Below are 16,928 nucleotides of genomic sequence, written 5' to 3'. Positions count from 1 at the left end.
AACGAAAGTGATGTTGCGGGTGGACGAGAAGGACATGGGCAGCGACCTGGCGTCGGTGCTCATCACCAAGGAAGAGATCGACGCGAAGCTGGCCGAGCTGGCCGCGAAGATCGACGCGGAGTACGCGGGCAAGGACCTGCTCATCGTCGGTGTCCTCAAGGGCGCCGTGATGGTGATGGCGGACCTGGCGCGCGCCTTGTCCACCCCGCTCACCATGGACTGGATGGCGGTGTCCTCGTACGGCGCCGGAACCCAGTCCTCCGGTGTGGTCCGGATCCTCAAGGACCTGGACACCGACATCAAGGGCAAGCACGTCCTGATCGTCGAGGACATCATCGACTCGGGTCTGACCCTGTCCTGGCTGCTGTCGAACCTGGGCTCCCGCGAGCCGGCCTCCCTGGAGGTCGTCACGCTGCTGCGCAAGCCCGACGCCGCGAAGGTCGCGATCGACGTCAAGTGGGTCGGTTTCGACATCCCCAACGAATTCGTCGTCGGCTACGGCCTCGACTACGCGGAGAAGTACCGCAACCTGCCGTTCGTGGGCACCCTCGCCCCGCACGTCTACGGCGGCTGATCCACACGGCCCCGGTGGATCCGGGAACCCCGGGGCCGTTCCCGCCGTTGGAGCATGCAAGAGCGGGTCTGTCAGCCGTCCCGTCGGGCCGCGGGTGACAATTCAGGGGTACATTCCGAAGAACAGTCTTTACTCACAGCAGCATTTACCTACGGGCAGGAGGGACGGGGCGATCACCGCCCCGTATGGATGGACGTGAAGCGATACTTCCGTGGGCCGGTCATGTGGATCGTGCTGGCTGTCCTCGCCGTGGTCGTGTTGATGAACGTCGTCGGCTCCGGCGGCGGCTACAAGTCGGTGGAGACCAGCGAGGTCATCAAGGCGATCAGCCAGAACCAGGTGCAGACGGCCAAGCTCACCACCGGCGACAGCCAGATGATCAAGATCGAGCTCAAGAACGGCCAGAAGCTCGACGACAACGACGGCACCAAGTTCCAGGCCAACTACATCGGGGACCAGGGCGTCTCGCTCGCCAAGGACCTCCAGACCAAGTACGAGGCCGGTCAGATCCCGGACGGCTACACCGTCTCCCCGGACAAGACCAGCCCGTTCCTGAGCGTGCTGCTCTCGCTCCTGCCCTTCGTCCTCATCGTCGTGGTCTTCCTGTTCCTGATGAACCAGATGCAGGGCGGCGGCTCCCGAGTGATGAACTTCGGCAAGTCCAAGGCCAAGCTGATCACCAAGGACACCCCGAAGACCACGTTCGCGGACGTCGCGGGCTCCGACGAGGCGGTCGAGGAACTCCAGGAGATCAAGGAGTTCCTCCAGGAGCCGGCGAAGTTCCAGGCCGTCGGCGCCAAGATCCCCAAGGGCGTGCTGCTCTACGGCCCGCCCGGCACCGGCAAGACGCTGCTGGCGCGCGCCGTCGCGGGCGAGGCGGGCGTCCCGTTCTACTCGATCTCCGGCTCCGACTTCGTCGAGATGTTCGTCGGCGTCGGCGCCTCGCGCGTCCGCGACCTGTTCGAGCAGGCCAAGGCCAACGCCCCGGCGATCGTCTTCGTCGACGAGATCGACGCCGTCGGCCGGCACCGCGGCGCGGGCCTCGGCGGCGGCCACGACGAGCGCGAGCAGACCCTCAACCAGCTGCTCGTCGAGATGGACGGCTTCGACGTGAAGGGCGGCGTCATCCTGATCGCCGCCACCAACCGGCCCGACATCCTCGACCCGGCGCTCCTGCGCCCCGGCCGCTTCGACCGGCAGATCGCCGTCGACCGCCCGGACATGCAGGGCCGCCTGGAGATCCTCAAGGTCCACCAGAAGGGCAAGCCGGTCGCGCCGGACGTCGACCTCTCGGCCGTCGCCCGCCGCACCCCCGGCTTCACCGGTGCCGACCTCTCCAACGTCCTGAACGAGGCCGCGCTCCTCACGGCCCGCTCGGACAAGAAGCTGATCGACAACCACATGCTGGACGAGGCGATCGACCGCGTCGTGGCGGGCCCGCAGAAGCGGACCCGGATCATGTCGGACAAGGAGAAGAAGATCACCGCGTACCACGAGGGCGGCCACGCCCTGGTCGCGGCGGCTTCCCCGAACTCCGACCCGGTCCACAAGATCACCATCCTGTCCCGCGGCCGGGCCCTGGGCTACACCATGGTCCTCCCGGACGAGGACAAGTACTCGACCACGCGCAACGAGATGCTGGACCAGCTGGCCTACATGCTGGGCGGCCGCGCGGCCGAGGAGCTGGTCTTCCACGACCCGACCACCGGCGCCGCCAACGACATCGAGAAGGCCACCGCCACGGCCCGCGCGATGGTCACGCAGTACGGCATGACCGAGCGGCTCGGCGCGATCAAGTTCGGCGGGGACAACACCGAGCCGTTCCTCGGCCGCGAGATGGCGCACCAGCGCGATTACTCGGAAGAGGTCGCGGCGCTGGTCGACGAAGAGGTCAAGAAGCTCATCGAGACCGCGCACAACGAGGCCTGGGAGATCCTGGTCGAGAACCGCGACGTCCTCGACAACCTCGTCCTCGCGCTGCTGGAGAAGGAGACGCTGGGCAAGGAGGAGATCGCCGAGATCTTCTCCACCGTGGTCAAGCGCCCGGCCCGCCCCGCGTGGACCGGCTCCGCCCGGCGCACGCCGTCGACCCGCCCGCCGGTGCTCTCCCCGAAGGAGCTCCAGCTGACGAACGCGGCCAACGGCAGCTCGGCGACCGCGGCCGCCACCCCGGTCTCCACCGAGAAGGGCATCGAGGTGGTCCCGGAGGACCGCCCCGAAAGCTGATCAAGCCCGGAATGGATGCCGCGCCCCCCAGGTTCTAGCCTGGGGGGCGCGGCACTTTCACATGCCCGCGGACGTGAACACAGGAACGAGGCACAGATGACCGACCCAGTGACGCTGGACGGCGAGCGCGTGATCGGCGAGTTCGACGAGAAGCGCGCCGAGGCGGCCGTACGCGAGCTCCTCATCGCGGTCGGCGAGGACCCGGACCGCGAGGGCCTCCTGGAGACACCGGCGCGGGTCGCCCGCGCGTACAAGGAGATATTCGCGGGCCTGTACCAGCGGCCCGAGGACGTCCTGACGACGACGTTCGACCTGGGCCACGACGAGATGGTGCTCGTCAAGGACATCGAGGTGCAAAGCGTCTGTGAGCATCACCTGGTGAGCTTCCACGGCGTGGCCCACGTGGGGTACATCCCCTCCGTCGAGGGCAAGATCACCGGCCTGTCGAAGCTGGCCCGGCTGGTCGACGTGTACGCCCGTCGCCCCCAGGTGCAGGAGCGCCTGACCACGCAGATCGCGGACTCCCTGATGGAGATCCTGGAGCCGCGCGGCGTGATCGTGGTCGTGGAGTGCGAGCACATGTGCATGACCATGCGCGGCGTGCGCAAGCCCGGCGCCAAGACCATCACCTCGGCCGTCCGCGGCCAGCTGCGCGACGTCGCGACCCGCAACGAGGCGATGAGCCTGATCATGGCCCGTTGACGGCCGCGAGTCGGGCCTGGGGGCCGTTGAGCGCGGACGTGCGCCGGGCCCTGGAGCTGGTGCTCCACGAGGACACCGACGCCCACCGGGCCTACCGCGCGCAGCTGCCGTACGCCGAGATGGCCGAGGGATGCACCTGCCCCTGCCGGAGCAAGTACCTGAGGGTGGACCGCACCGCGGCCCCGGCCGCCCCGCCGCGCGGCGACAGCCCGGTGGTGGCTTCCCGGCTCGTGGTGGACGAGGCCGGAGAGGTCCTCGGGGAGGCCCTGGTCTTCGACTGGAGCCGCGACGGTTACGTCGAGGAGCTGGAGCTCGCCCTCTGGGAGGACGCGGAGCGGCTGGTCGGCCCGCTGGCCGAGCGGATCGCCGACTCCTGAGGCCCCCGGCGCCCACGGGGCGGGGTCAGGCGCGGGCTGAGGATTCCGGGCCGGTCTGGTCGTTGTCTTCCGGGAGTTTGCAGACGCGTTCCAGGAAGAGGGCGGCGGCGATGACCGCCCAGCCGGCCAGGACCGAGAAGGCGGCGTAGACGGCCTGGTCGCGGCGGGCGGGGACCTCGGTGAGGTCGGCCAGGAAGAGGAACACGCCCGCGCCGCCGTACATGCCGGCGACCAGGGCCGCCACCAGGGCGCTGGCCTGGCCGAAGACCACCGCGCGGGCCGCCATCAGGGGTTCGACCCCCTTGGCGCCCGGGCGGCGCTCCCGCTGGGCCTTCAGGCGGCTCCGCAGCGACAGGGCGGTGGCGAGCAGGACCACCGCGATGACCGCGAGGACGACCGGGGCGGCCAGGGGGACGCCCGGCAGGGTGCCGTAGGCGTTCCACAGCCGGGCGCCCGCCCAGGACAGGACGCCGGCCACCACGAAGATGCCGACGAGGACACCCAGCCTCAGTTGCTTCACGAACCCTTACCCCGATCTCGTCCCGCTCGTCCGAACAGCCGCGGCCCCAGGGTAGTGAACGTCTACTCGGGGAGGTGGAGTTCCAGGTCCTGGCGGAGGGTGACGCCGGTGCGGTCCAGGCCGGCCAGCAGGGCGGCGACCGGGCCGTGACCGGGGAGCTGGGCCTCCGGGTCGATGTCGTGCCAGGGGGCCAGCACGAAGGCGCGCAGGTGGGCGCGGGGGTGCGGCAGGGTGAGGACCGGGTCGGCGGAGACCGCGTTGGCGTACGCGATGATGTCGACGTCGAGGGTGCGGGCGCCCCAGCGCTCGTCGCGCACCCGGTGGAAGGCTTCCTCCACGGCGTGTCCCCGCTCCAGCAGGGAGGACGGCGGGAGGGTGGTGCGCACGGCGATGACCGCGTTCAGGTACGAGGGCTGGGAGCCGGGGTCCACGCCCCAGGGCTCGGTCTCGTAGACGGGGGAGACGGCCTTGACCCGCAGCCCGGGGGTATCGCCGAGCGCGTCGATGGCGCCTTGGAGGGTCTCCAGGCGGTTGCCGAGGTTGGCGCCGAGCGCGATGACCGCCCATTTGGGGTTGGAAAGGGTCACGTCGGCGGCGTCGACGGTCTCGACGACGGACGCGGGGACCGGCTGAACGGTGGGGTCGCTCTGGGTCTGGTTCATGCGCGGCTCCGGGTGATCGTGATGGTCACGTCGTCGAAGGGGACGGTGATCGGTGCGTCCGGCTTGTGGACGACCACCTCGACCTGGGCGACGCCCTCGTGCTTGAGGCACTGCTGGGCGATGCGCTCGGCGAGGGTTTCGATCAGGTCGACCGGCTCGCCCTGGACCACGTCCACGACTTCCTCGGCGACGACCCCGTAGTGGACGGTCTTCGCCAGGTCGTCGTCGGCCGCCGCGGGGCGGGTGTCGAGGTGCAGAACCAGGTCGACGATGAAGGTCTGGCCCTCCTCGCGCTCCCGGGGGAAGACGCCATGGTGCCCGCGGGCCTTGAGGCCGCGCAGCGCGACACGATCCACGCGAATCACTCCTGCTTTCGTAGGTGCTGGTCCTACGCCGAGTGCGGTCGGCGTCGTCCACCATCGAATTTACCTGCGATAAACAGCAAAGTTCGCCCGAGGTGGCTCCGAGGGGTCCCCGGGGGTCAGGCGTCGTCGTCCGATTCGTCCTCGTCGGACTCCGTGAGCACCGGGGATCCGTGGTGGGACCAGAGCCGCCAGCCCTCCGATGTGCGTCGGAACACATTCGTGGCGACGACGAGCTGGCCGACGAGTGGACCGAGGTCCTGGCCGTCCTCCGCCGGGCCTCCGCTGAGGATGTTCTCCGTGCAGGTGACGACGGCCGTGTCGGCGATCACGGCCACCTTGGTGTCGGTGAGGAAGAACTGGATGTACTCCGTGTGCGACATGATCAGCGCGTACGAGCGGAGCACCTCGCCGCGGCCGGTGAGCACCGGCCATCCGGGGTGGACGCAGGAGATCTCGTCGTCGAGCCAGAGCCCCGACAGGGTGTCGAAGTCCCCCCGTTCCATGGCCTCGTAGAAGGCCGTGTTGACCTCTTCGACCGCCTCGATGTCGGTTCTGCTCACCGGGCTCCTCTCGGACCTCTCCGCCGCCGCCTCCGGGTCCGTGTCCCCCGGGTACGGATCACTGTGCTCCTTCCACCGCACGGGCGACCCGAACCGCGTCGGCGGTGGCCCGGACCTCGTGGACGCGGACCGCCCAGGCGCCCTCGTGGGCGGCGATGGCGGAGACGGCGGCGGTGGCGGCGTCGCGCTCGCGGGCGGGCGGCGGGGCGGAGGCCTCGCTTCCGGCGAGCACCCGGCCGAGGAACCGCTTGCGGGAGGCGGCGACGAGCAGGGGGAAGCCGAGGGCGCGCAGGTCGCGGAGGTGCGCGACGAGCGCGAGGTCGTGTTCGGCCTGCTTGGCGAAGCCGAGGCCGGGGTCGACGACGAGGCGTTCGGGGGCGATGCCGCCGGCGGTGACGGCGTCGATGCGGGCCCGGAGCTCGGCGGTGACCTCGGCGACCACGTCCTGGTAGACGGCGAGCCTGTTCATGTCGGCGCTGAAGCCACGCCAGTGCATGACGACGAAGGGGACCTCGGTGGCGGCGACGGCCGGGATCATGGCGGGGTCGGCGAGCCCGCCGCTGACGTCGTTGACGAGGGCTGCGCCGGCGGCGACGGCCTGTTCGGCGACGGCGGCGCGCATGGTGTCGACGGAGACGGTGACGCCCTCGGAGGCCAGGCCGCGGACGACGGGGACGACGCGGCGGAGTTCCTCGTCGGCGTCCACGCGGGTGGCGCCGGGGCGGGTGGACTCGCCGCCGACGTCGATCATGTCGGCTCCCTGGGCGGCGAGGTCCAGGCCGCGCTTGACGGCGGCGGTGGTGTCGAACCAGCGGCCGCCGTCGGAGAAGGAGTCGGGGGTCACGTTGACCACGCCCATGACCGCGCAGCGGTCCCACTCCGGCAGCCCCCGGACCCGGCCCCTGGCGGTGGGCACGCGCTTGCTGTTCATGGTCTCCAGGGTAGGGCGCGGAACGGGACGGGCGCCCGGGGCCGGTGCGGCCCCGGGCGCCCGTGGTGGGCCGACCGGCAGGTCAGGCGGCCTGGGCCTCGCGCTCGGGGCGGGGGGCCATGGCGCTCAGCGGGTGGTCGGTGTGGGCGCAGACGCGGACGGGCCTGGGCCGGCGGCGGCTCGCGAAGAGCCGGGGCAGGGCCAGGGTCACGAAGCCTTCGGCCTGCATGGCGGCGAAGCCGATGCGGGGGAGGTCGCGGGTGGCGCGGAAGACCACGAAGCGGGGCTCCCAGCGGGGCTGGAACTTGGCGTTGAACTTGTACAGCGACTCGATCTGGAACCAGCGGGAGAGGAAGACCAGCAGGCCGCGCCAGGCGCGGAGGACCGGCCCGGCGCCGATCTTCTCGCCGCGGGCGAGGGCGGAGCGGAACATCGCGAAGTTCAGGGAGACCTTCTCGATCTTCAGGTCGGGGCAGGCCTGCAGGGCGGCGACGATCAGCAGCTCGTTCATGCCGGGGTCGGCGGCGCGGTCGCGGCGCATCAGGTCCAGGGACATGCCGTCGGGGCCCCAGGGGACGAAGTGGAGGATCGCTTTGAGGTCGCCGAAGGGGCTGGTGTCGCCCTCCTCCACGCGGTGTGCGGTCGCTATCACGCAGTCGCCGTCGCCGGGGTCGCCGACCCGGCCGAGGGCCATGGAGAAGCCGCGCTCGGTGTCGGTGCCGCGCCAGGCGTCGGCGGCGCCCCGTACGGCTTCGAGCTCCGCCTGGGTGAGCTCGCTGACCCGGCGGACCCGGGTGGTGTAGCCGTTGCGCTCGATGCGCTTGACCATCTGGCGGACGTTGCGCATGGCGCGGCCGGAGAGCGAGAAGTCCTTGACGTCGACGATGGCCTCGTCGCCGAGTTCCAGGGCGTCCAGGCCGGTCTCGCGGGTCCAGACCTCGCCGCCGGTCTCGCTGCAGCCCATGACGGCCGGGGTCCAGGAGTGGACCTTGGCTTCCTCCATGAACCGCTCGATGGCGCCGGGCCAGGCCTCGACGTCTCCGATCGGGTCGCCGGAGGCGAGCATCACACCGGAGACGACGCGGTAGGTGACGGCGGCCTTGCCGCTCGGGGAGAAGACCACGGCCTTGTCGCGGCGGAGCGCGAAGTGGCCGAGGGAGTCGCGTCCGCCGTGCTTGGCGAGGAGCTCGCGCAGGCGGGTCTCGTCCTCGGTGGTGAGCCGGGCGGCCGGGTGCTCGGGGCGCAGGGCGAGGTAGATGGTGGTGAGGGCGGTGAGCATGCCGAGGGCGCCGAGGGAGTAGCCGACGGTCCAGGAGACCCGGCCGTAGTAGTCCATCGGGCCCTCGAAGCCGAAGAGGCCGTAGATGACGTGGGTGATCTGCTCGTACAGGCCGGGGTCGCCCTTGAGGCGTCCGGGGTGGCTGTTGACGATGACCAGGCCCAGGCCGATGGAGCCGGCGCTCATCAGCACGAAGTTGGCGAGGGCCTTCCAGCGGCTGCGGGGGTCGGGCAGGGCCTTGAACTCACCCTGGTGGCGCAGGAGCAGGGCGAGCAGCGCGGCCGCGATCAGGACGCCGATCACGGAGTGCCGGTAGGTGAACTGGGCGACGGCCCCGGCCGGCAGCAGCACGACGGCGGCGCGCCAGGCGCGGCGCTTGCGCCGCTTGAGGCCGTGGGCGAGGAGCAGCAGCAGGACGCCCGCGCTGATGGAGAGGGCGGCGGCGAAGGGGCCGAAGGAGCCCGGCAGCACCTCGGTGACGGCGTGGATCCGGCTGTGCCGGAACCGGGGGAAGACGCCGGCGGCGATGTCGAGCAGGCCGACGACGGTGACTGCGGTACCGACCAGGCTCGGTACCGATTCGGGCCGTGGGCCGCTGAGGATCCGACGCAACCGACTCGGAACCTGTCCGGACTTATCGGCATCTATCCTGCTAGACATCGCTTCCCGTTGCTCTGCGAGAGATCAAGTGGCCGAAGGCCACGGCGGCCTCCGGAGTGTGCGCCCACTAGGACGACGCCAAGGGGCGGCGGGTTCACTCTCACTGCGGAAAAACTCGGCCTGCCAAGCAGAAAGTCGGCATAACTCACATGGGTCTCACCAGTAATGCGGTCCTGGTCCTGGCGATCGTCGCCGGTGTGCTGTTGTTCGCGACCACGGTGTGGCTGTGGCCGCGGCTCTCGGGCCGCGGCTGGCGCGCGGTCGCCGGCCGGATCGGACTGCTCCTCGCGACCCAGCTGGCCCTGTTCTCGGCGGTCGGCCTCGCGGCCAACAAGTCCTTCCTCTTCTACGGTTCCTGGGCCGACCTCTTCGGCCGGCAGACCGAGATGGGCAAGGTCGTCGACCACTCGATGAGCACCAGGGACGTCAAGATCGTCGACAAGCAGCACCTGGACGTCCCGGGCGGCACGAAGCCGCAGGTCGGCGGCCAGATCCTGAAGGTGGCGATATCGGGGCGGAAGTCGAAGATCGAGAGCCCCGGGTACGTCTACCTGCCGCCGGAGTACTTCCAGCCGCAGTACGAGGACAAGAACTTCCCGGCCTCCATCGTGCTGACCGGCTACCCGGGCACCGCCGAGAACCTGATCAAAGGGCTGAACTACCCGATGACGGCCTTCAAGCAGGCCAAGGCGGGCAAGATGAAGCCGATGATCCTGGTGATGCTGCGCCCGACCGTCGCCCCGCCGCGCGACACCGAGTGCGTGGACATACCGGGCGGCCCGCAGACCGAGACCTTCTTCGCGCAGGACCTGCCGCAGGCGATCAAGGACACCTTCCGGGTCGGCGACAAGCCGCGGAACATGGGCTTCATCGGCAACTCGACCGGCGGCTACTGCGCGCTGAAGATGGCCGTGCACTACCCGCAGACCTTCGGTGCCGGCGCCGGCCTCTCCGCGTACTACCAGGCCCCGAACGACGCCACCACCGGCGACCTGTTCCACGGCGACGGCAAGCTGAAGAAGCGCGCCGACATCCTGCACAGCCTGAAGAACAAGCAGCCGACCGGGACTTCCTTCCTGGTCACCAGCAGCGAGGAGGGCGAGGGCAACCTCGGCGACACCCGGAAGTTCATCAAGGGGGTCAAGGGGCCGGACCGGGTCTCCTCGATCATCCTCGACAGCGGCGGCCACAACTTCAACACCTGGCGCCGCGAGATCCCGCCGACGCTGGTGTGGATGAGCGACCGCATTCAGGCCTGAGCGGCGCGCAGCGCCCGGTGCACCCCCGCCACGGTGAGCAGGCCGAGCCGCTCGCCGGAGTCCGGGTCGGTCACCGCGATCCGGCCGGAGTCCTCCTGGAGCAGCGCCGACAGGGCCTCGCGCAGCGAGGCGCCGAGCACCACCGAAGCGGTGGGCGGGTTCGCCCCGTCCGCCGCTTCCGGCGTTCCCGGGCGGACCGGGGCCGGGAGCGGCTCCAGGTCGGTGCGGGCCACCCGGGTGACGGACAGCCGCTTGAGCCCCCGGTCGGCGCCGACGAAGGAGGCCACGTACGGGCCGGCCGGCGCGGCGAGGACCGCCGCGGGGGCGTCGAGCTGCTCGATCCGGCCGTGCCCGTAGACGGCGATCCGGTCGCCGAGCCGGACGGCCTCCTCCAGGTCGTGGGTGACCAGCAGCACGGTCTTGCGCACCGAGCGCTGGAGGGCGAGGAACTCGTGCTGGAGGCGCTCGCGGACCACCGGGTCCACCGCCCCGAACGGCTCGTCCATCAGCAGCACCGGCGGGTCGGCCGCCAGGGCGCGTGCCACGCCGACCCGCTGCCGCTGGCCGCCGGACAGCTGCTCGGGGTAGCGGCCGCCGTACACCGACGGGTCGAGGCCGACCAGTTCGAGGAGTTCGGCGGCCCGGGCGCGGGCCCTGGCCTTCGACGTGCCGAGGAGCCGGGGGACGGTCGCGGTGTTCTCCAGGACGGTGCGGTGCGGGAACAGTCCGACCTGCTGGATCACGTACCCGATCCGCCGCCGCAGCTCGACCGGGTCGGCGGCCGAGACGTCCTCGCCACCGAGCAGGACGCGTCCCGAGGTGGGTTCGACCAGCCGGTTGACCATCTTCATGGTGGTGGTCTTGCCGCAGCCCGAGGGGCCGACCAGGGTGACCAGTTCGCCTTCCGCCACCTCGAAGGAGAGGTCGGCGACGGCGGTCGTCCCGTCGGCGTAGCGCTTGGTCACCTGCTCGAATCGGATCACCCGACCCATCCTTGCGCACCGGTCGGGAGGAAGTGTGAAAGGGGTGTTGCCCGTGTGCGAACGATTCCGGCCGTGGCCACCCCGCGGGTTTAGGGTCGACGGGTACGGATGTTCGGGGGTGAGCGGATGGCCGGGCGCGGATGCCTGGTGGCGAACGACTGGTGGTGCTGGGAGTACGTGACCTCGCGCGGCCCGGAGCTGACGGACGCCACGGTCGAACACGTGTGGATCACCGCCGTCTCCGTCGCCCTGGGCGTGCTCGTCGCCTTCCCGCTGGCGCTGCTCGCGCGCCGCGGCCGGCGCTGGGCGGCCCCCGTCCTGGGGCTGACCACACTGCTGTACACCGTCCCCTCGCTCGCCATGTTCTCGCTGCTGCTGCCGTTCTTCGGGCTGTCGGCGTCGCTGGTGGTGACCGGTCTGGTGCTGTACTCGCTGACCGTGCTGGTGCGGAACGTGCTGGCCGGCCTGGAGGCGGTGCCCGAGGAGGTCCGGGAGGCCGCGCGCGGCATGGGGTACGGCCCGGGGCGGCTGCTGTGGCAGGTGGAGCTGCCGCTGGCGCTGCCGTCCCTGATGGCGGGTGTCCGGATCGCGACGGTCTCGACGGTCGCGCTGACCACCGTCGGCTCGATCGTCGGCAAGGGCGGTCTGGGCAACCTCATCGCCCCCGCCGTGAACAGTTCGTTCAAGGCGCAGGTGCTGACCGCCTCGCTGCTGTGCGTGCTGCTCGCGGTGGTGGCGGACCTGCTCCTGCTCGGGGTGCAGCGGCTGCTCACGCCGTGGACGCGGAAGGCGGGCGGCTGACCGTGGACGTACTGGGCGGGACCTGGCGGTGGCTGGCCGACGGGGCCAACTGGTCCGGCGAGAGCGGGGTCTGGCACCGGCTGGCCGAGCACCTGCTGGTCAGCGGGTCGGCGCTGCTGCTCGCCGCGGCGGTGGCCCTGCCCGTCGGGCTGTGGCTGGGGCACGTGGGCCGGGGCGGCGCGCTCGCCGTGAACCTCTCCAACGCGGGCCGGGCGGTGCCGGTGTTCGCGGTGCTGGCGCTGTTCATGGTCTCGCCGCTGCGCAGTGCCGGGTACGTACCGACGGTGGTGGCGCTGGTGCTGTTCGCGGTGCCGCCGCTGCTGACCAACGCCTACACCGGGCTGCGCGGGGTGGACCGTGCCGTGGTGGAGGCGGCCCGGGGTATGGGCATGTCAGGTGGGCAGGTCTTCCTGAGGGTGGAACTCCCGCTGGCCCGGCCGCTGGTGATGACCGGGGTGCGGACGGCCGCCGTGCAGGTCGTGGCCACGGCGACGATCGCCGCGATGGTCGGCCAGGGCGGGCTGGGGCGGATCATCACCGCCGGGTTCAACACGTACGACACCCCGCAGGTGGTAGCGGGGGCCCTGCTGGTGGCGCTGCTCGCGTTGCTGGTGGAGGGACTGCTGGTGAGTGCGGACCGGTTGCTGTTCCGCCGCCGACGAATCGAACGGAGTACTCGATGAGCAAGACGACGCGGGTCCTGGGAGCGTCGCTGGGCGCGCTCGCCCTGAGCCTGTCGCTGGCCGCGTGCGGCGGCGACAGCCTGGAGCGGAGCCGGGACGGCGGGGCGCCGGCCGGCTCCGGGAACAAGGGGGAGCTCGTCGTCGGGGCCGCCGGGTTCACCGAGTCGGCCGTACTGGCGGAGCTGTACGCGCAGCTGCTGCGGGCCGAGGGGTACGGCACCTCGGTCACCACGGTGGGCAACCGCGAGCTGTACGAACCGGCCCTGGAGAAGGGCGAGATCGACGTGGTCCCGGAGTACGCGGCCACCCTCGCGGAGTTCCTCAACGCCAAGGTGAACGGCCCGAAGGCACCGGAGGAGAAGCCGGTCGCGTCCAGCGACGCGGCGGCCACGGTGGCGGCCCTCGAGGGCCTGGCCGGGCCGCTGGGCCTGAAGGTTCTGCCGGCCGGCGGGGCGGTCGACCAGAACGCCTTCGCGGTGAGCAGGGAATTCGCCGCGAAACACAACCTGAAGTCGCTTTCCGATCTTGGAAAGTCGGGTCTGAAGGTGAAGATCGCCGCCGGTGACGAATGCGCCGTCCGGCCCTTCTGTGCGGTCGGGTTGAAGTCGACATACGGAATCGACGTTTCCGGTATCGACCCCAAGGGCGTGGGAACTCCACAGGCCAAGCAGGCGGTCAAGGACGGCGTCGACCAGCTGGTGCTGACCACCACGACCGACGCCACCCTGGACTCCTACGGGCTCGTCCTGCTGGAGGACGACAAGAAGCTGCAGAACGCCGACAACATCCTGCCGGTGGTGAACGCAAAGGAGGCCGGAAGCCCCGAGATCGCCGCCGCCCTGGGCCGGTTGACCCGGGTGCTGACCACCGCCGACCTGATCGAACTCAACGGGAAGGTCGACGCGGAACGGGCCAAGCCGGCCGATGTCGCCAAGAACTACCTCCTCGCCAAGGGCCTCTTGAAGAAGTGAGGTTCAGTGCCGGTGTAACCGCCGGGAAACGGATTGCCGGGCGGCTGTCCCCCAACACGGCACGCCCTGTAAATTTCTGGCCATGCCCCGTGGACGCCACCGCAATCCCGAACCCCTGCACCGGCTTCTCACGCCCTCGGCGGTCGCCGGTGTCTCGCTCACCAGCGCCGTCGCGGCCTGGCTCCTCGCGGAACCCCTGGCGCTGAGACTGCTGGTGGTCCTCACGGCGGCGGCCGGGACCACCGGTGCGGTCGTGATGCGGACCTGGGACCGCGCGGCCGGGCGGCGGGTGGCCGAACTGGCCCGGGAACGGGTCAAGGACGAGTGGCGCACCGAGGAGCGCATCGCCGAACTGGAGTCCGACCTAGAGGAGTCCCGCGCACTGCGGGCCAGGCTGGACGCCAAACTCCGGGCGAAGCGGGTGGAACTGGCCGGGCTTCGGGGCGAGCACGCGGCGCTGCTGCGCCGGTACGCCACCGCGGAGACGGAGCGGGCGAGCGCGCTGGAGGGCCGGCGGCTGCTGGCCATCGAGGCCTCCTCGGCGGCCCCGGGCAGTGCGGGCGCGGGCCAGAAGGAGCTGCCGCCGGTCTCCGAGGATCGTACGGGCAGCGGCGCCCCGACCCCGGTCGGCTACGCCCGGGCCAACGCGGCGCTGAACGCGCTGGCGCGCGGGGCCGCCGCTGAGGCCGGGCCGGAGCCGGACCCCGACCCGGAGCGCGCGGCCAAGCCGCGGGCGGCCGGTGCGCGGCCGGCACCGGCGGTCCCGCCGGCCGCGGCCGCCGCGCCGGCCGCACCCGCCCCCGCGCAGGCGCCGCCGGCCTCCGTACCGGCCCGCAGGCCGGCCGCGGCCGTGGCCCCGTACACGGCGGCCCGGCGCCCGGCCTCCCGGGTCGAGGGCGGCTTCGACTTCTTCGGCACGAAGGCGGCCGCGGCGCAGACGCGGGCGGCGATCGAGGCGGTCCAGCACGAGGACCTGGCGGACGTGGTGGGGGAGGAGGCGATGGCGGACCACAAGGCCCAGAGCGCCGAGGGCGCGCGGGCCGCACGGACCGCTCCCCCCGCGGCCGGCCGCCCCGAGCTCGCCGCCGGTACCGCCGGGCCCGAGCCCGAGTTCGCGGCGCCCGGCCCAGAGCGCCGGGCAGAAACGATTGGCCAGGTCATCGACCTGACGGAGCACGACGAGACCGAGCCGATCGACGTGGCCCCGCTGCGGACCGCGATCTCCTAGCCGCCGCCGTCCCGCCTCAGTCGCTCGCCGGCACGTACGAGGCGATCAGGCGCGACAGGTGGCGGCCCGCCACCAGCAGCGGGGTCCGGCTCTGGCCGACCTGGGCCGCCGTCTCCGCGCCGCCCAGGGTGTTCAGCACCGTCATGGCCAGGTCCCGGGAGTCCTCCTCGGACAGTCCGCAGGCCAGCAGCTTCTCCTCCACCAGCCGTTCCCAGTTGGCGTACGCCGCCGCGCAGGCCGCCTGGACCTCGGGCATGCGGCCCACCGACTCCAGCGCGGTCGCCGTGACCGGGCAGCCGTCCCGCCACATCGACTCCTCCAGGGCCTCCGCCAGCAGTTCGGTCAGCGCCCCGACGGCCTCCGCCGGGTCCGCGTGCAGGGCCAGCCCGGTGCGCAGGAGCTCGGCGAACTCCTCGTCGCCGTAGGCGATCGCGGCCACCGCGAGCTCCTGCTTGCCGCCCGGGAAGAAGTGGTACAGCGAGCCCATGGTGGCCCCCGCCTCCTTCACCAGCTGCTTGATCGGCGTGCTCTCGTAGCCGCCGTGCTGCATCAGCCGGGAGGCGGTGCTGATCAGGCGGTCGCGGGTGCCGAGGGCGGCGGTGGTGGTCGTCGTCATGTAGGGAGTCTATCGCCGGAGTTGGATAGAGCGCTCGCTCTACTTCCGTGCTACTGTCTGCCCCGAGCGCTGGATAGAGCGTTCGTTCTAGCGAGGCAGGGGAGAGCATCATGAGCGAGAACACCGTCAGCGGCACCGTCAGCGTCATCGGACTGGGGCCCATGGGGCGGGCCATGGCCGCCGCCTACCTCGACGCGGGCTACCGCGTCACCGTCTGGAACCGCAGCGCCGGCAAGGACGAGGACCTGGTGGCCCGGGGGGCGCACCGCGCGGCCACCGCCGCCGGAGCGGTGGCCGCGTCCGGGCTCACCGTCCTCAGCCTGATCGACGTCGACGCCATGTACACCGCGCTCGACGGGGCGGCACTCGACGGCCGGGTGCTGGCCAACCTCTCCTCCGACGTCCCCGAGAAGGCGCGGGCCGCCGCCGCGTGGGCCGCGGAGCGGGGGGCGGGGTACCTGACCGGCGGGGTGACCGTCCCGCCGTCCGGCCTCGGCAAGCCCGAGTCCCAGATCTTCGTCAGCGGGGACCGGGGCGCGTACGAGCAGCACCGCGCCGCGCTGGACGTGCTGGGCGGCACCGACCACAAGGGGGACGACCCCGGTCTCGCCCAGCTCCACTACCAGCTGGGCATGATCATGTTCTGGACGGCGCTGACCGGCTGGGAGCAGGCCGTGGCCGTGGCGCAGGCCAACGGGCTGACCGCCGCGGACATCCTGCCGCAGGCCGTGGAGACCTCCGACAGCCTCTCGGGCTTCGTGCGCTTCTACACCGAGCGGGTGGACGCAGGGGAGCACGGTGGTCAGGTCGACCGGCTCGCCATGTGCGCGGCGAGCATCGAGCACGTCCGGCACACGGCCGCCGACGCCGGGGTGGACACCGGGATCCTCGACGCGCACGTGGCGCTCTACCGGCGAGGCCTGGCGGCCGGCTTCGGCGACGACAGCGGTACGCGGGTGCTCCAGCTGCTGCGCGAGCCCGCGGGGTCGGCCGCGGGGGCCTAGAACAGGGCCAGCTGTCCGGGCACTTCGGGCAGCACGAAGCCGTCCAGTGCGGGCGCGGAGGCGCCCAGCACCACCCGGGCGCGGGAGCCGGGGCAGGAGACCATCTCGCCGCGGCTCGCGGGCGGGTCGTGCCGGGCGATCCGCCCGGCGGTCACGGCGCAGTCGCGCCGGCATACGGGGCAGGCGCGACGGGGTGAGGCGGACATGCCCCCAGTCTGCCCGCCCCCGACGACAACCACGCCCGACCCCGGCCAGGGCGCGGGCACCGAGGCCGGGTCTGGCCCGGTCAGGGGCGCGGGGAACTGCGCGAGCGGCCACGGCCGGGCCGGCACGTGCCGCGCAGCGGGGGCCGCGGCGCGCGGGGCTCGGTTGCCGGCGGGGCGGAGGTGGCCCCGGTCAGGGGCGCGGGGAACTGCGCGAGCGGCCACGGGCGGGCCGGCACGTGCCGCGCAGCGGGGGCCGCGGCGCGCGGGGCTCGGTTGCCGGCGGGGCGGAGGTGGCCCCGGTCAGGGGCGCGGGGAACTGCG

Annotated in this window: 19 protein-coding genes; 10 read left to right on the top strand and 9 right to left on the bottom strand. The window is 71.9% G+C overall.

The annotated features are described in order from the left end of the window. The first annotated feature begins 34 nt into the window (after positions 1–34). The 4 genes from hpt to ACFY61_RS28135 all read left to right on the top strand — a co-directional run bounded on the left by hpt (position 35) and on the right by ACFY61_RS28135 (position 3,879). On the top strand, positions 35–574 hold the full coding sequence (gene hpt / locus ACFY61_RS28150; protein ID WP_389476676.1) for a hypoxanthine phosphoribosyltransferase: 540 nt from the start codon (positions 35–37) through the stop codon (positions 572–574). A 189-nt stretch (positions 575–763) separates the two neighbouring features. After that, the gene (gene ftsH / locus ACFY61_RS28145; RefSeq protein ID WP_389476444.1) at positions 764–2,800 is read left to right on the top strand and encodes an ATP-dependent zinc metalloprotease FtsH; all 2,037 of its coding nucleotides are present in this window, start codon (positions 764–766) and stop codon (positions 2,798–2,800) included. Positions 2,801–2,896: 96 nt separating this feature from the next. Continuing rightward, positions 2,897–3,502, top strand: coding sequence for a GTP cyclohydrolase I FolE (gene folE / locus ACFY61_RS28140; protein WP_389476442.1), 606 nt, complete (start codon positions 2,897–2,899; stop codon positions 3,500–3,502). Beyond that, positions 3,499–3,879 (top strand): hypothetical protein, encoded by a 381-nt coding sequence (locus ACFY61_RS28135; protein WP_389476440.1) that lies wholly within the window; start codon positions 3,499–3,501, stop codon positions 3,877–3,879. The genes folE and ACFY61_RS28135 overlap by 4 nt, the downstream gene beginning before the upstream one ends. Before the next feature lie 25 nt (positions 3,880–3,904). Here ACFY61_RS28135 and ACFY61_RS28130 read toward each other — a convergent pair whose 3' ends face one another. The 6 genes from ACFY61_RS28130 to ACFY61_RS28105 form a co-directional block, all read right to left on the bottom strand. Beyond that, entirely contained in the window at positions 3,905–4,399 is a 495-nt protein-coding gene (locus tag ACFY61_RS28130) for a DUF3180 domain-containing protein (protein WP_389476438.1), read from the bottom strand. Between the two features lie 62 nt (positions 4,400–4,461). Then, positions 4,462–5,061, bottom strand: a complete 600-nt coding sequence (folK, locus tag ACFY61_RS28125) for a 2-amino-4-hydroxy-6-hydroxymethyldihydropteridine diphosphokinase (RefSeq protein WP_389476436.1) — start codon at positions 5,059–5,061, stop codon at positions 4,462–4,464. Next, positions 5,058–5,417 carry a dihydroneopterin aldolase gene (gene folB, locus ACFY61_RS28120; RefSeq protein ID WP_389476434.1) on the bottom strand — a complete coding sequence of 120 codons (360 nt, stop codon included), beginning with the start codon at positions 5,415–5,417 and terminating at the stop codon, positions 5,058–5,060. The genes folK and folB overlap by 4 nt, the downstream gene beginning before the upstream one ends. Positions 5,418–5,542: 125 nt before the next feature. After that, the gene (locus ACFY61_RS28115; protein WP_389476432.1) at positions 5,543–5,986 is read right to left on the bottom strand and encodes a nuclear transport factor 2 family protein; all 444 of its coding nucleotides are present in this window, start codon (positions 5,984–5,986) and stop codon (positions 5,543–5,545) included. A 58-nt stretch (positions 5,987–6,044) separates the two neighbouring features. Then, entirely contained in the window at positions 6,045–6,917 is an 873-nt protein-coding gene (folP, locus tag ACFY61_RS28110) for a dihydropteroate synthase (protein ID WP_389476430.1), read from the bottom strand. Between the two features lie 82 nt (positions 6,918–6,999). Further along, positions 7,000–8,856, bottom strand: a complete 1,857-nt coding sequence (locus tag ACFY61_RS28105) for a phosphatidylglycerol lysyltransferase domain-containing protein (RefSeq protein WP_389476428.1) — start codon at positions 8,854–8,856, stop codon at positions 7,000–7,002. Positions 8,857–9,005: 149 nt separating this feature from the next. On the opposite strand from ACFY61_RS28105, the gene ACFY61_RS28100 reads away from it, so the two are divergent. Further along, positions 9,006–10,115 (top strand): alpha/beta hydrolase, encoded by a 1,110-nt coding sequence (locus ACFY61_RS28100; protein WP_389476426.1) that lies wholly within the window; start codon positions 9,006–9,008, stop codon positions 10,113–10,115. On the opposite strand, the gene ACFY61_RS28095 is transcribed toward ACFY61_RS28100, so the two are convergent. Beyond that, a complete protein-coding gene (locus tag ACFY61_RS28095; protein WP_389476424.1) occupies positions 10,106–11,098 on the bottom strand; it encodes an ABC transporter ATP-binding protein in 993 nt (330 codons plus the stop codon). The two genes, ACFY61_RS28100 and ACFY61_RS28095, sit on opposite strands and share 10 nt — an antisense overlap. A 126-nt stretch (positions 11,099–11,224) precedes the next feature. Between ACFY61_RS28095 and ACFY61_RS28090 the strand changes: the two genes are divergently transcribed. The 4 genes from ACFY61_RS28090 to ACFY61_RS28075 all read left to right on the top strand — a co-directional run bounded on the left by ACFY61_RS28090 (position 11,225) and on the right by ACFY61_RS28075 (position 14,781). Continuing rightward, positions 11,225–11,899 (top strand): ABC transporter permease, encoded by a 675-nt coding sequence (locus tag ACFY61_RS28090; RefSeq protein ID WP_389476422.1) that lies wholly within the window; start codon positions 11,225–11,227, stop codon positions 11,897–11,899. A 2-nt stretch (positions 11,900–11,901) separates the two neighbouring features. Beyond that, the gene (locus tag ACFY61_RS28085) at positions 11,902–12,582 is read left to right on the top strand and encodes an ABC transporter permease (protein WP_389476674.1); all 681 of its coding nucleotides are present in this window, start codon (positions 11,902–11,904) and stop codon (positions 12,580–12,582) included. Then, positions 12,579–13,553, top strand: a complete 975-nt coding sequence (locus ACFY61_RS28080; RefSeq protein WP_389476420.1) for an ABC transporter substrate-binding protein — start codon at positions 12,579–12,581, stop codon at positions 13,551–13,553. Before ACFY61_RS28085 ends, ACFY61_RS28080 begins: the two co-directional genes overlap by 4 nt. An 82-nt stretch (positions 13,554–13,635) precedes the next feature. Next, the gene (locus tag ACFY61_RS28075) at positions 13,636–14,781 is read left to right on the top strand and encodes a hypothetical protein (protein WP_389476418.1); all 1,146 of its coding nucleotides are present in this window, start codon (positions 13,636–13,638) and stop codon (positions 14,779–14,781) included. A 16-nt stretch (positions 14,782–14,797) separates the two neighbouring features. On the opposite strand, the gene ACFY61_RS28070 is transcribed toward ACFY61_RS28075, so the two are convergent. Next, positions 14,798–15,397: a TetR/AcrR family transcriptional regulator gene (locus ACFY61_RS28070; protein ID WP_389476416.1), complete on the bottom strand. Its 600-nt coding sequence runs from the start codon at positions 15,395–15,397 to the stop codon at positions 14,798–14,800. Positions 15,398–15,507: 110 nt separating this feature from the next. Between ACFY61_RS28070 and ACFY61_RS28065 the strand changes: the two genes are divergently transcribed. Next, complete coding sequence (locus ACFY61_RS28065; protein ID WP_389476414.1) at positions 15,508–16,401, top strand: NAD(P)-dependent oxidoreductase; 894 nt, start codon at positions 15,508–15,510, stop codon at positions 16,399–16,401. On the opposite strand, the gene ACFY61_RS28060 is transcribed toward ACFY61_RS28065, so the two are convergent. Continuing rightward, the gene (locus ACFY61_RS28060; RefSeq protein ID WP_389476412.1) at positions 16,398–16,607 is read right to left on the bottom strand and encodes a hypothetical protein; all 210 of its coding nucleotides are present in this window, start codon (positions 16,605–16,607) and stop codon (positions 16,398–16,400) included. The genes ACFY61_RS28065 and ACFY61_RS28060 overlap by 4 nt on opposite strands. Positions 16,608–16,928: the final 321 nt, after the last annotated feature.

Origin of the sequence: Streptomyces sp. NPDC012888 (assembly GCF_042900645.1) — a bacterium.
Lineage (GTDB): Bacteria > Actinomycetota > Actinomycetes > Streptomycetales > Streptomycetaceae > Streptomyces.
This window is presented reverse-complemented; position numbering and strand designations above follow the sequence as displayed.